General features: G+C 67.8%; 15 protein-coding genes and 1 tRNA gene. 10 read left to right on the forward strand and 6 right to left on the reverse strand.

Annotated elements, in window-relative coordinates; translation table 11 throughout:
* Window positions 1-33: 33 nt before the first annotated feature.
* The 4 genes from ACQP1V_RS03065 (at window position 34) to ACQP1V_RS03080 (ending at window position 4,888) form a co-directional block, all read left to right on the forward strand.
* Window positions 34-633, forward strand: a complete 600-nt coding sequence (locus ACQP1V_RS03065; RefSeq protein ID WP_433418591.1) for an RNA polymerase sigma factor — start codon at window positions 34-36, stop codon at window positions 631-633.
* Window positions 626-1,654, forward strand: coding sequence for a CU044_5270 family protein (locus ACQP1V_RS03070; protein WP_433418593.1), 1,029 nt, complete (start codon window positions 626-628; stop codon window positions 1,652-1,654). Before ACQP1V_RS03065 ends, ACQP1V_RS03070 begins: the two co-directional genes overlap by 8 nt.
* A gap of 553 nt (window positions 1,655-2,207) precedes the next feature.
* Window positions 2,208-4,541 carry a hypothetical protein gene (locus tag ACQP1V_RS03075; RefSeq protein ID WP_433418594.1) on the forward strand — a complete coding sequence of 778 codons (2,334 nt, stop codon included), beginning with the start codon at window positions 2,208-2,210 and terminating at the stop codon, window positions 4,539-4,541.
* A 277-nt stretch (window positions 4,542-4,818) separates the two neighbouring features.
* Window positions 4,819-4,888 (forward strand) — tRNA-Phe (locus ACQP1V_RS03080).
* A 605-nt stretch (window positions 4,889-5,493) separates the two neighbouring features.
* On the opposite strand, the gene ACQP1V_RS03085 is transcribed toward ACQP1V_RS03080, so the two are convergent.
* Both ACQP1V_RS03085 and ACQP1V_RS03090 read right to left on the reverse strand, forming a co-directional pair.
* The gene (locus ACQP1V_RS03085; protein WP_433418596.1) at window positions 5,494-5,886 is read right to left on the reverse strand and encodes a PIN domain nuclease; all 393 of its coding nucleotides are present in this window, start codon (window positions 5,884-5,886) and stop codon (window positions 5,494-5,496) included.
* Window positions 5,883-6,107, reverse strand: coding sequence for a type II toxin-antitoxin system VapB family antitoxin (locus ACQP1V_RS03090; RefSeq protein ID WP_433418597.1), 225 nt, complete (start codon window positions 6,105-6,107; stop codon window positions 5,883-5,885). The genes ACQP1V_RS03085 and ACQP1V_RS03090 overlap by 4 nt, the downstream gene beginning before the upstream one ends.
* 241 nt (window positions 6,108-6,348) lie before the next feature.
* Here ACQP1V_RS03090 and ACQP1V_RS03095 point away from each other — a divergent pair, with 241 nt between their 5' ends.
* From ACQP1V_RS03095 to ACQP1V_RS03115, 5 genes are all read left to right on the forward strand, one after another.
* Window positions 6,349-7,518, forward strand: a complete 1,170-nt coding sequence (locus ACQP1V_RS03095; RefSeq protein ID WP_433418599.1) for a sensor histidine kinase — start codon at window positions 6,349-6,351, stop codon at window positions 7,516-7,518.
* Window positions 7,509-8,159 carry a response regulator gene (locus ACQP1V_RS03100; protein WP_157570496.1) on the forward strand — a complete coding sequence of 217 codons (651 nt, stop codon included), beginning with the start codon at window positions 7,509-7,511 and terminating at the stop codon, window positions 8,157-8,159. The genes ACQP1V_RS03095 and ACQP1V_RS03100 overlap by 10 nt, the downstream gene beginning before the upstream one ends.
* A 71-nt stretch (window positions 8,160-8,230) precedes the next feature.
* Complete coding sequence (locus ACQP1V_RS03105) at window positions 8,231-8,932, forward strand: hypothetical protein (RefSeq protein ID WP_433418601.1); 702 nt, start codon at window positions 8,231-8,233, stop codon at window positions 8,930-8,932.
* Window positions 8,933-9,201: 269 nt separating this feature from the next.
* Window positions 9,202-9,744: an SMI1/KNR4 family protein gene (locus tag ACQP1V_RS03110; RefSeq protein WP_433418603.1), complete on the forward strand. Its 543-nt coding sequence runs from the start codon at window positions 9,202-9,204 to the stop codon at window positions 9,742-9,744.
* Window positions 9,745-9,792: 48 nt separating this feature from the next.
* The gene (locus ACQP1V_RS03115) at window positions 9,793-10,227 is read left to right on the forward strand and encodes an SRPBCC family protein (RefSeq protein ID WP_433418604.1); all 435 of its coding nucleotides are present in this window, start codon (window positions 9,793-9,795) and stop codon (window positions 10,225-10,227) included.
* Between the two features lie 49 nt (window positions 10,228-10,276).
* Here ACQP1V_RS03115 and ACQP1V_RS03120 read toward each other — a convergent pair whose 3' ends face one another.
* Window positions 10,277-10,999 carry a TetR/AcrR family transcriptional regulator gene (locus ACQP1V_RS03120; RefSeq protein ID WP_433418606.1) on the reverse strand — a complete coding sequence of 241 codons (723 nt, stop codon included), beginning with the start codon at window positions 10,997-10,999 and terminating at the stop codon, window positions 10,277-10,279.
* Between the two features lie 76 nt (window positions 11,000-11,075).
* On the opposite strand from ACQP1V_RS03120, the gene ACQP1V_RS03125 reads away from it, so the two are divergent.
* Window positions 11,076-11,390 carry a DUF1330 domain-containing protein gene (locus ACQP1V_RS03125; protein ID WP_387416027.1) on the forward strand — a complete coding sequence of 105 codons (315 nt, stop codon included), beginning with the start codon at window positions 11,076-11,078 and terminating at the stop codon, window positions 11,388-11,390.
* Window positions 11,391-11,663: 273 nt separating this feature from the next.
* Here the strand turns inward: ACQP1V_RS03125 and ACQP1V_RS03130 are convergent, their stop codons facing one another.
* From ACQP1V_RS03130 to ACQP1V_RS03140, 3 genes are read right to left on the reverse strand one after another with little or no spacing between them, the layout of a single operon-like run.
* On the reverse strand, window positions 11,664-12,014 hold the full coding sequence (locus ACQP1V_RS03130) for a VOC family protein (RefSeq protein WP_433418608.1): 351 nt from the start codon (window positions 12,012-12,014) through the stop codon (window positions 11,664-11,666).
* Between the two features lie 43 nt (window positions 12,015-12,057).
* Window positions 12,058-12,285, reverse strand: a complete 228-nt coding sequence (locus ACQP1V_RS03135; protein ID WP_433418610.1) for a hypothetical protein — start codon at window positions 12,283-12,285, stop codon at window positions 12,058-12,060.
* Entirely contained in the window at window positions 12,263-12,634 is a 372-nt protein-coding gene (locus tag ACQP1V_RS03140; protein ID WP_433418612.1) for a helix-turn-helix domain-containing protein, read from the reverse strand. Before ACQP1V_RS03140 ends, ACQP1V_RS03135 begins: the two co-directional genes overlap by 23 nt.
* Between the last annotated feature and the right edge of the window lie 25 nt (window positions 12,635-12,659).

A 12,659-nucleotide genomic window follows, 5' to 3' on the forward strand; every position in this document is an offset into this window, starting at 1 on the left:
AGGTGTCCTGATCCAGAGCCGAGAGGCCGCAGAATGAGTGAGACGAGCCGGGCGGACGTCGATGACGCCTCGATCATCGAACGGTCCCGGCGCGAGCCTGAGGCATTCGCCGAGCTGTTCCGTCGGTACGCCGTGGACATCACACGCTATGTCACCCGCAGGCTGGGGAGCGACGCCGCCGACGACGTGGGCGCGGAGACGTTCCTGACGGCGTTCCGCCAGCGTGACGGCTACGACCGGTCACGCCCGAACGCGCGCCCCTGGCTGTACGGCATCGCAACCAACCTGATGGGACGGTACGTACGCGCCGAGGTACGGCAGCTCCGCGTCCTGGAGCGCACCGGCGTCGACCCGGTGATGGAGCCGTTCACCGAGCGCAGCGACGAGCGGCTCACCGCCGAAGCCTCCAGCCGTCGCCTGGCGGGCGCGCTGCGGGCGCTGCCCAGAGGGCATCGCGACGCGTTGCTCCTGGTGGCGTGGGGCGGCCTCAGCTACCCGGAGGCCGCCGAGGCGCTGGGCGTCCGCCTGGGAACGGTGCGGTCGCGTATCAGCCGGGCGCGCGACAAGCTCCGCAAGGAACTCGGCGGAATCGATCCCATGACCACTGTCAGTAAGGAGTCCGTCTATGAATGAGATGACGCGGCTTGAGCGGTTCCGCTCGGAGGTCCCGCCGCGCGACCTGACCGAGCTTCAGGCCCAGGAGGCCCGGCTGCTGGCCGCCATCGCCGACCCCGCGTCGGTCCGGCCGGAACGCGCCCCGGCGCGGAGGGGTCTTCCCCGCCGCCTGGGCCTCGGTCTCGCGGTGGGGCTGACCGTCGCCGCGGTCGTAGCCGGGGGAGTGGCGGTGATCCGGGACTCCGGGCCGGGCGCTTCCCCGGTCATCCACATGATGCCTGTGGCGGCGGAGCAGGTCCTCACCCGAGCCGCGCAGAAGGTGGACCTGGCCCCGGAACTCCACCCGGCGCCCGGCCAATACCTCGTCTTCGAGTCGCAGACGATGGACCCCGTCGGCGGCACGGGCCGCTATCTGTCCCGGGCGAAGCGCAAGGTCTGGCTGCCAGTCGAAGGGGACGCGACGGGAGGGGTGATCGAGGAGGAGATCCTGTCGCCCAGGCCGTTCCCCGGCTGGCCGATCCCGCCGGAGGCCCGCGAGAACGTCGGCCGCCACGGACCGAGCAAGCTCGCCGACTTCGACGAACGCGTCGAGTACCTGCGGAACGACTACGCCTACGTGAGCCACCTGCCCACCGAGCCGGAAAAGATGTATGAGCATCTCTACAGCCACCTCGGGCGTGACGTCCAGGCAGATAACGAGGCCTGGGGGCGGGTGCGCGAACTGCTTTCGGAGGCGTACCTGCCCGCCGCGCAGCGTGCCGCCCTGTTTCGCGCGGCCGCCGCGATTCCCGGCGCCGTCTCCGTCGACGGCGCTGTGGACGCAGCGGGCCGTACCGGAATCGCTGCGGCGAGGGTCGACCCGTCGTTGGGTATGCGAAGCGAGTACATCTTCGACCGCGCGACCTACCAGTATCTCGGTGAGCGGAGGGTGGTCATCGACTCCGCGCTGGCTGGGGCGCCGGTGGGGAGCGTGCTGACCTCCTCGGCGCAGCTGAAGGTCTCGGTCGCCGACGAGGCGCCCGCCGTGAACGGGCACTGACGGCTGAGGTATACGCGAAGACAGGCTTGCCCCTTCGTCGTCGGCCCGCTGCCGCTTCGCGGTGGGTCGACGGCATAGGCGAGGCGCGAACGGCCTTTGAGCTACCGGGCGAGCCCTGGCCGGGGTGCTACAGCGCCGCCACCGGCTCGCACCAATCGTTTGAACGGAGGGAGGTGGCCTCTAGGTTGTGACTGGCTCCCGTTTGCAAGCAGGTGCTCAAAGCCGTGGGAACTGACGGCAACGGTGACGGCAACGTCGGCCACCAGATACACATGCCGGGCGCCACCACAGGTTGCACAGCTCGCCACGACGGGCACCCGTGTAGGCGGCGAGGTGGAAGAACGCGAACAGCCGATGACTCCTCGCGGCGGTGAGGAAGCCGCGGAGCTGTGCCGGAGTCCACATGGTCCCCGGCTCGGTGACCTGGACGCATGGAAGCTTGGCGCGTTCGGCGGGGTGCTTGCGAAGGCACGCACTTGCCACGGTTTGATCAAGTTCCCGGTGACTCGTTACGGTTAGACGCTTTGACCGCTTTACCCCCAATGAGATGGCCATGCGTCGCTACCGTTTCGGCAGGATCGCTACCCTGATTGCGCTCGGCTACCTCACCGTAGTCGCCGTGCTGGGTGCCATCGCGCTGACCACCGCCCAAGGTGACCTCCTCTGGAAGATCGTCACCCACGACTCCGGCATGGACTGGTTTCTCGGCCCCGGCGAAGAAACCCGCACCGTCCCGTGGGGGCTGACGGTCGTCCTGATCCTCATCGGAGCGCTTCAGGCGTGGGCCCTGTGGCAGGTGCTGCGCGGGCGCGCCAAGGGCGAGTTGACACACCGGGGCAGGGAGGTTGGCCTACTGCGGCTCGCCCTGTATCTCGGCATCGGCTACAGCCTGATCAGCATCGCCAGCACCCCGCTGGTCCACGCATGGAAGATCTACTGGGCCTGGTCGGTGACGGGAATCGCCTCCGGCTGCGTGCAACTGGCCATCGTCTGGCTGTTCTTCCTGGTGCTCCGGGGCGCCGTCTCCCACAGGCTACGGCTGTTTTCCCTCGTCGTCGGAACCATCGCCGTCGTGAGCGACCTCGGCCAGGAAATCACCGACCTCTTCGACCTGCACTCCGCCGAGCGGATCTTGACCCTGGCCGGAGGGTACGGCTACGTCTGGCTGGCGTGGTCGGTGTCGATCCTCATCGCCCAGGCCAAGGATCCCCGCTGGAGCGCGGCGACCGTCCGGATAGGCGTCATCGCGCAGGCGGTATCGGTCCTCCAGCCCTCCGGGATAGTCTCGTTCGGCGACACCGGGTTCCCCAGCATCCTCACGGTCTACACGCTCCTCGGTGCTGTCAGTGTCTTCGGACTAGTGTGGGATGCCAGGACCGCCCACGAGCTGACGGCCCCCCTTCCCCAACCGGGCGCGGGACACGTGCCGGTACGGCCGGCGGCCAGGTGGTGGCCGTTGGCCGCCGTGGCCATTGCGCTGCCGCTGATCCCCGCCGCCGTCAACTTCGCACACGGCAAGTACCTCTGGATCGGCCCGAGAGGCGTGATCGAGCAGTTCGTCCGCGTGGACGGAGGCAGCGGGAACGCTCTGACCTGGCTCGTCCTGGACGTCTTCGTCGGCGTCGGCGGCCCCACGCTGCTGATCCTGGCCGCTGTCCTGCGCCGGACCCGCCGCACTCTGCGGTTCACGACGCTGACGCTGATCATCGCCGCAGCCGTGGGCTTTGCCAGCGCGCTCACGGCAACGCCCCTGCCGGAGGACTTCGGCGGCTTCTACGAAGGCGCACAGATCTACCCGGAGAGCCTGTTCACCCAGAAGCACGCCGGTGAGATCTTCCTCGGCATCTCACCAGCGTGGTACAGCGCGGCCCTGCTCGCCTCCGCCCTGCTCCTGTCGTTCCTGTACCCGACCCCGCTGGCCCTGCGCGCACACCGCCGTATGCTCCTCCTGGCCCAAGTCGCCACGCTGGTCGCGCTCGCGTTCGTGCCCGTTGCGGACTTGGCCCGCGGCCCGGTCACCGCGGCCGAAGACTGCACCTCACGCGAGGCATGGAGGGGTGAGCCCGAGGAGCCTAAGCTCACCCGGGACCAGCGACTCGTGTGCTCCCTCCGGCAGGGAAACGTGATCAAACTCGCTGCTACCACGCCTGACGCCATGGTCCTCGCCCACGCCCGCTGGCTGTGCAGCATCTACACCCGCAACGATCCCCAGGAGGTCGCCCGCCTTCAAAAGACGCAAGGACTGACGCGCGATGCTCTGACCTACCCGCTCGCAGAGATCTGCCCCAGCGCCGACGCCGTGGTCAAGGTCGCGGCCGCTGAACGGGACCGGGAGATGCAGGAGTGGGAGGCCGACGCGCAGCGCATGTGCGATTCGAGCCCGCCCCACCGCCCGCTCATCAAACCGGCCAAGGTGATCCGCATGAAGGAACCCCAGGGGACCGACTACGGGGTCGTGGAGACGTACGAGCCGACCGAGGACGACGGGGACCCGTACGAGGACGGCCTGCTCGACAAAGCTCAGGACAACGGCCTGGTAGCCGCCCTCCCCGGCCACCTGATGATCCTGACGCACTCCGACTACGACCTCTGCGTCACCCTGGAGACCTACACCCGCCGGCCGCCAGTGGAGACCAAGGGCTGGGACCACGTCGCCGAGGTCGGCTACGAAAGCCCCACTGGCGAGATCGTGCTCAGGGATGATCTGAGCGGAACCGAATTTCCCGACCTGTCACTCAACGGCCGGGCGGGGCACTACCGGATCCGCGTGCACTACGACTGGTTCAAGTGGAAGGGACTGCAAGAGGGGGGCCAACGTCTGCTGATCATGGCGTTCCCCGGGAAGGGCGACAAGCCGGTCGCGTACCGCAAGCCGCCTCAGCGGTGACACGCCTCAGGCCTGTCCTGGCTTGACCATTTGCTTGCCGATCGGCATCTCCGGGTGCGTGTCGAGCTACGCCTGGTCCAGGCCGTAACGATCGCTCACTTCGCTACTCGCCGATCGTGGTTGGGGCGATCGCTGCCACAGCCCTCCTTAGTCGGGCCTTGCCATCGGATGACCGTGGCTGAGGCGGTGCGGGAGTTGACGACAACGGTGACGACAACGTCGGCCACCACGAGCGCACGGTGGCAGCGTCACACCACCGCCGACCTCGGCCGATACCACGGGCGCCAGGGCAGTCGGTCCGCCTGAAAAGCGGAAGGTCAGGGGCAGTTCGACCCTGCCCCTGACCACATCATCTGAACAGCAAGAACGCCCCGAAGCACGATCGCTCCGGGGCGTTTTCTCGCGTTCTCTGACGGCAACGGCAGCGGACGCTCAGCTTCTCCCGGTCAGGCTCGGTGTATGAGCGCATGCGTGAGGAGCATCTGATGGATCGTCTGCGTGAGGAGAAAGTGGCCCCGTGCTGCGGCCCGTCCGAGGTGAATTGATGAGCAGCCCGTCGTTCGCGACCTGCCATTCATCGGGATGCTTGAGGCCGGCTGGATTTCGCGGAACGACCTGAAGAGATCTCGCTCTCGGCGCCACCGGGGCATGCGGCGTTATCCGCCGCAGAAGACGTGGTCCAGGTGGCGGTCCACGGCGTCGACGACGGTCTCTGCTGGCCGTACGCAGCCGGGCTCCGACTGAAATGCGGCGTGCTCCCCTTCGGCCGCCGCAGTGCTGCGCTCGGTGGTCCGCCGTGTTGGCCTGCAAGCCGTACGCCGCCACTGGCCCTGACCGAGGGCGGCTTCGCCGCCCCTGCGCGCCTGATCGGCTGACTCCGCCCACGTGGTCAGCCGAACGCTCGCGCTCCTTACTCACCGCAGATCGGCGACAGCCGGCGCGTCCGGTTCAGTCAGCTAATCCAGCGCACCGGCTGTCCGGTTAGGCGGGAGATGGCGTCAAAATCGGCGTCTGCATGCAACACGGTGAGCTTGTGATGCCGAGCCGTCACCGCCATGAGCAGATCGACCGGAGAGGCACATTGGTGCCATCCCCTGTCAGCGAGCTCGCGCTGCAGCCGGCTTGTCTCGTCCCAAGCCGATTCGGGGATGAAGTAGTACGGAAAGGTCTCCCGGAGCAGGCTGTCGGCTTCGTAGAAGGCCGGTCGGCGCTGACTGCTCTGAGGCCTGATCGGCTCGCAGATGCCGACAAACCCGGCCGAAACCGTGTGATCCCATTCCGCACCCACCTGACCGCGGTAGAAGCGGACCAAGGCACTGGTATCGATGAGATAGAGCTCTGTCACGCCACCGCCTGTTGTGTGCCATCGCCCTTCTCGATGGCCGAGAAATCGATCTCTCCCTCAGTCACCATCTCGCGCATACGAGCTATGGCGGCTGCACGTCTGCGTCGGTCGACGATCTCTCGTAGGGCGGCGTTGACCGTGTCTTTCTTGGAGGAAGTGCCGAGCAGTTTCGCGGCCTCGGCCAGGGCCTCGTCATCGAGGTGGATCAGGGTCTTGGTCATGGACATCACCTGGCTCGTATATATAAATCCAGATTGGTATATCAGCAGAAGCTGGCCGGTGAGAGTTCCAGCGGCAGGATCTCTGCGACCTGACGGGTTCCAGCCTGTCTTGGCTGTGTTGCCGGTTGCCTGGGCGTACGGGCTAGCCTGATCATCTCCTCATAGAGGAGCCTCGGCCGGTGTTCGCACACGGCCTTCGGTGACTCCGCGACGGATGGCTTCCAGCGGCTAGCTTCTAACGGTGCGCACCCGGACCGCTCTGCAGGCCCTCACCCGGCATCCGCTGTCCTTCCTGCGATCCCGGTGGCCGTGGCGATCACTGGCGTACCTGTTGTCGAGTGCCGTGCTCGGCGTCACCGTCGTCATCGTCGTGGTGTCGATCTCCCTCCTGGGATTCGTCCCGCTCATGGTCACCGCCGGGTTGGCCGCCGCCGGTCTGCTTGTTCTGCCGGTGACGGGGTTCGAGCGGTGGCGGCTGCGGCTGGTCGACCTCGCCCCGCCCGCCCGCGGGTCTGACGAGCTGTGGCGCAAGGTCGGCCTGACGCTGGTCTCGCTCCTCGCGCTCTGGTGGATCGACCTGGTGGTGGTCTGTTTCACCATCGGGGGTCCCGTCGTGCTGATCCTGTCGCCCGTCCTCCAGCCGGTGGAGGAGACGTGGGCGCTCGCCGCCGCGCTGACGGCCTCGGCCGCTGGACTTCTTCTGCTTCCGGTGGCCGCCTACGCCTTCACCGCCTGGGCGGGGGCGCGCGGAGCGATGACCAGGGCGCTGCTCGCTCCACGCGAGACCGAGTTGGCCGAGGTGGTGCGCTCACGCGCCCGGCTGGTGGACGCGTTCGAGATGGAACGCCGCCGGATCGAGCGCGATCTGCATGATGGTGCCCAGCAGCGGCTTGTCGCGCTGAGCATGAAGCTGGGTTTGGCCCGGCTCGACCTGCCGCCGGACTCGCCGGTCGCCGAGCCGGTCGCGCAGGCTCATGAGGAGGCCAGGCTGGCCCTGGCCGAACTGCGAGAGCTGATCCGCGGCGTGCATCCGCAGGTGCTCACCGACCGCGGTCTGGCCGCCGCCGCCCGTGACGTGGCCGGGCGCTCTCCGGTGCCGGTGGATGTGAACGTCTCTCTGCCGCGGCGGCTGCCCGAGGCGGTGGAGGTGACCGCCTACTACGTCGTCTCCGAGGCTCTGGCGAACATCGCCAAGCACAGCCGGGCAGGCAGGGCCCAGGTGCTCGGCCTGCTGGTCGACGATACGCTGATCATGGAGGTCCGCGACGATGGGGTCGGCGGTGCCGATCCGGCCGGCGGCACCGGTCTGATCGGACTGGCCGACAGGGTGGCCGTGGTCGACGGCACGTTGTCCCTGTCCAGTCCGGCAGGCGGGCCGACAACGATGCGAGTGGAGATTCCGTGCGCGTAGTGATCGCCGAGGACGCCGTTCTTCTCCGTGAGGGCCTGGTCGGCCTGCTGGAGCGCTTCGGGCACACGGTCGCCGCCTCTGTTGGCGACGCCGTCTCCCTCGTCGCAGCAGTGGAGGAGCACCGGCCCGACATCGTGGTGGTCGATGTGCGGATGCCGCCCGGCTTCACTGACGAAGGGCTGCGCGCCGCCCTCGTACTGCGCACGGCGCACCCGGAACTGGCCGTGCTGGTGCTCAGCCAGTACGTCGAGCAGACCTACGCCGCCGAGTTGCTCGGCTCCGGTCGTGGCACGGGCGTCGGCTACCTGCTCAAGGAGCGGATCGGGGACGTCGGCGAGTTCGTCGACGCGCTCGTCCGGGTCGCGGAGGGCGGCACGGTCATCGACCCCGAGGTGGTGCGGCAGTTGCTCAGCGGGCGGCGCGACCCGCTGCGGCGCCTTACTCCACGGGAGCTGGAAGTGCTCGCCCTGATCGCCGAGGGGCGGGCCAACGCCTCGATAGCCCGGGCTCTCTTCGTCACTGACGCGGCGGTCGCCAAGCACATCGCGAGCATCTTCGCCAAGCTCGACCTCCCGCCCGCCGCCGACGGCCACCGCCGCGTCCTGGCCGTCCTGGCCTACTTGCAGGCCGAGCCGAGGTAGTGCCAGGTCTACCCCGGGGCCTGGTTCCCGCGCCAATGTGCGGCGGGCGCCGCACCGGTTGGATCGACGGCATGGCAACGACCTCTGTTGAATTCCCTGGCCGCTGGGTTGAGGGTGCCGGACTTGTCCTCGGTCCGGTTCTGATGCTCGCCGGAGTGCTGCTCCGCGTCGATTTCGACGACTTTTTCCCCGGGCAACTCGCGGCGTTCGCCGCAAACCCCGTCAGGATGACCGCCTCCTACAGCGCCTTCGCCGCGGGGAACGTCCTGCTGTGGCCTGCCGTCATCGCGCTGGTCCGGCGCGCGTGGGCGACCCAGCCGCGGTGGGCGCTGTGGGGTGGTGTGATGGTCATGCTCGGGCTGTTCGCCCGGGCCTTTCACACCGGGATCAATCACCTGATCTTCCAGATTGCCGACGCCCAGGGGGTGGAGGCGGGGCGGAAGGCGGTCGACGGCTACTACGGTGCGTTCCACGTACTTCAACCGTTGTCGATCGCGATCTTCTTCGGCTGGGTCGTGCTGGCCGTCGGCGTATGGCGGGCAGGCGTGCTGGGGATCGTCAGATCCGTCGCCCTGGCATCGATGAGCGCGCTGCCGATCGGCGTGCTCAAGGGGACGGGTCCGATGTCGATCGTCGCCGCTCTCGGCTTGTGCGTCGCGCTGGTGCCGCTGGGGACTCGCATCCTGAAGGACGGGCCCGCGCCCAGGTGGTGGGCCTATCCGCTCGCGCTGGGCGTGGGCACCGCAGCCGTGCTCCTCGGCATGGCCGGTTGACGGCCGAGATCGACGGCGACCACTCCTTCGAGGGCGCCCGGGTACGGCCACGCTCCCGCTCGTTGACCACCATCTTCGAACAGTCAAGACGCCCCGAAGTGATCATCGCTTCGGGGCGTTTTGTGTCCGCTGACGGCAACGTCTGCTGACGTCCCTACGTTCCAGCGGTGGTGAGGCGAATGCCACGCCCTCCCATGACCATGATGATCCTCCACTGCGGCAACGCACTCAGATCGGCTACCGGATGTGAAGTGGCCTAGTCTCTCGGGATGGCGGAGACAACTGAACATCTGGCCCTACCCGTCGCCCTGGCCGAGGTGGCCGAGGTTGGCTTTGAGTGGGAGTGGGACGAAGAAACCGACGAGGCCGACGGTTGTGATTTCGAGCTGTACGAGCGGTTCGAGGCGCCGGAGAAGACCGCGTGGTGGTTTCGCCTGTGGACCGGTAATGAAGAGGTCGATGGCAGCGAATTCCGCTTTTTCGGCGCTACCGGGGCGGGCGACTATGTCGGTTTCTGGCTGGTTCGGCCTGGTATGTCAATCATCGAACAGCCCGTCGTCTACCTCGGTTCCGAGGGTGAATGCGGCGTGGTAGCTCGCGATCTCGGTGATCTGCTCTGGTTGTTCGCGGAGGGTTTGGGCCCGGCAGAGGCATTCGCCGACCCAGGTCGTGAGACGCAGCCGAACGAGGCATTCCAGGCGATCGCGGAGCGGCACGCGCCGGGGAGGCGCCGTTCCGCGGCGGAGATCGTGGCGTGGGCGCGAGAGGAGTTCCCGGGCTTCTCGGAGTTCATCGACGCGATGTGCCGGTGAGCGACGTCCGCGCGGCGGGCGCACGCAGATGCCCCGTATCATCGCCGCGTGATCGAGCTTCAGGAGGTCGGGGAGATCGCCTGCGCGGCCGCACGTGTGTGGGCGGTCGTCGCCGACTACGGCCAGGACCCACGCTGGCGCAAGGGCGTCGAGACGATGACGCCGCGCCCCGAAGGCATCGTGCGGGTGGGCACGACCACAGCCGAGGTGATGCGGTTCGCGGGCCGGACCTATCGCAACGGCGGCGAGGTCATCCAGGTGGACCCGGGGCGCTCGTTCGCCTGGCGCACCACTTCGGGGATCGATGCCGAGGGCGACAGGCTCGTCGAACCGCTCGGCGCGGACCGGTGCCGCTTCACCTTCCACGTGCGCGTAACCCCACGAGTGACCTCCGAGAGGTTGCTGGAGCCGGCGCTGAGGTGGTTGCTGCGGCGGTCGATCCGCGCCGACATCTGCCGCTTGGCCGGTCTCTGCGGTTCCTGAGCGTGTGGCCATCGCTGTAGGGCTGGCCGGGTGCCGGCAGCTGAAGGCACTAGGTCAGGCCCAGTGACCTGACCAGATCAAGCATCTCGGAGCGGTGCAGCGCGGCTGGGTTGCCTGCGACGGGATGGATGTGGCCATCGATCTCCAGGGCCACCAGGCCGTGCATTCGACCCCAGACGCGCAGCGCGAGCGCTGCCGCGGCGGGTGGCATGTCCGGGAACTCTGCCTGGATCTTCGCGACGTAGTCCGGGTGAAGATCGGACCAGGAGGTGTCCTCGGGCTGGTGGTGTCGGGCGTGGGGCCATGCGGCAGCCACCAAGCGGGTGAGATCGCGGCACACCCGGCGTGCTGTCTGGTCCACCGGGCCGTTCTCGGGGGGCTGGTAGCCGGGGATGGGCTGGCCGTAGAAAAGTCGGAAGCTTTCCGGGTGGGCCAGCGCCCATTCCCTTAGGGCTTGGCCCCAGGCCATCAGCCTGCCGCCGGGATCGGTGTCGGGCACGGCGTTGCTGGCGGTCTCCACCGCCTCGGCGATCGAGGTGGCGATCTCGCTGATCAGCGTCGTGATCAGGTCGTCTCGGGTGGGGAAATAGCTGTAGATCGCCCGTGCGGTCATTCCCATTTCGCGGGCGATGCCGCGCAGCGAGATGGCCCCCGGACCTCCATCGGCCATCTGCCGCAGCGCGATGGTCTTGATCTCATGGCTCGTCTCCGCCCGCAGGCGCTCTCGGCGGCTCGTCGCGGCCACGACGCGTTCGCCCTCTTCCTTGCTCACGTTGACTCAGGTTACATCAGTACATTAGGTTCCGGCGTGTCAAAAGTACACGCCGTGTCCTAGAAGGTAGGCAACCGTGCCCGCTTATGTCATCGTCGGAGTCGACGTGCTCGACCAAGAGGCCGGCCTGGCCTACGCCGCTGTGGCCCAGCCGTCCATCCTCAGCCACGGCGGGCGTTACCTCGTGGCCGGCCCCACGCCCGAGCCAGTCGAAGGCGTCTGGGACTTCTCCCGACTCCTGGTCATCGAGTTCCCCGACATGGACCGGATAAGGGAGTGGTACGACTCTCCCGAATACCGGCGGGCCCGGGAAATGCGGAAGAGCACGGCTCGGGTGCGGATGTTGTTCGCCGAGGGCTCGCCGCCCGAGGGCTTCTCCCTCCCGGTCTAGCTGGTGCGGTGATCGGAAAAGGATTGCCGGGAAGAGATTCGTGGTGTCCGTAGCAGCGCACCAGACGCAGGTTGATCCGGCAATACCGCCCGGACGGGGCTGGTCGCTGGTGGCGAGAAGCACGGCGAGGCGCTTGGCTGGGGTATCCCAGCCAAGTGTCTTTCGTGGTCTGGCGTTGAGTTCGGCAGCGACGGCGCGCTCCAGCACGACCTCGCGGCGCTGCTTACGGAGGCCCTCTCCTTGTGGCGCGAGCCGGCGCCTTCGGGAGGGGTGTCAGCGGTGGCCCAGTACGTTGACCACGCGGCCGTTTGGGTCGCGGACGAAGAACCTGCGCACTCCCCACTCCTCGTCCTGCAAGGGATGCACGATCTCCGCGCCGCTCTCCCGCATGGCCGCGTAGGCCGCATCCACGTCGTCCACCTCGACGCTCATGTCGGGGACGACTGGTGCGGTCTTGTCGCCGGAGATGAAGCTGATCTGCGCTGTCGGACTGGACGGGGAGGCGAGCGTCATGATCCAGCCGAGGTTCATGACCTCCTCGAAGCCCAACAGTCCATAGAACTCCCGGTTCTCCTGCACAGCCCCTGACGACTGGACGTTGGGCACGACACGGTGAACGGTCATCGACGACTCCAAACGAGAACGGACATGTCCCTGAGACTCCCTGCTATGCGCTCCCTAGCTGCCGGGATAGGGCCGTGTCGATCGCGCCGATCATGATCCCGCCGGCCCCCGATGGCCAGCCGATCTCCACATTCAGGGTGTCGTCATCGGTACGGCGGGCCCGCTCCACGAATCCGAAGGCGTCGACGAGGAAGTCGATCGCAGCCCCCGCATCGCGGAAGGACAGACAGGGCCACACCGAAGGACGGTCAATGCCGTTGTCCTGCGTCATGCGGCCCATCGTCGCCCAGGGCAGCGTCCACGTCTTGTACGGATGGGAACTCCGCACGCCATTGCGTCGCGGTGAGACCACCCGGGGCGCGGAAGTCCCGTGCCAGGTGGGCCTGATCGACCTCGCCGCAGGTGACTGCCGTTTCGGCCATCGACGGCCGGTGCGGGGAGCGCAGCAGGCGCCGGGCGCGTTCGAACCGGATCACCCGGGCCGCCACCTTCGGCGGCAGGCCGATCTCACGCTGGAAACGGCTGTTGAGGTGTCGGCGACTCCAGCCCAGTTCCCTGGCAAGGGACCGGGGCGCTCTGCCGGTCGGCCTCGGTCGAGGGCGCCACGGTCGCCATGTCATGATCGAGATCTGCTATTTTTTACCT

This window comes from Microtetraspora malaysiensis (genome assembly GCF_050947145.1).
GTDB lineage: Bacteria > Actinomycetota > Actinomycetes > Streptosporangiales > Streptosporangiaceae > Microtetraspora_A > Microtetraspora_A malaysiensis.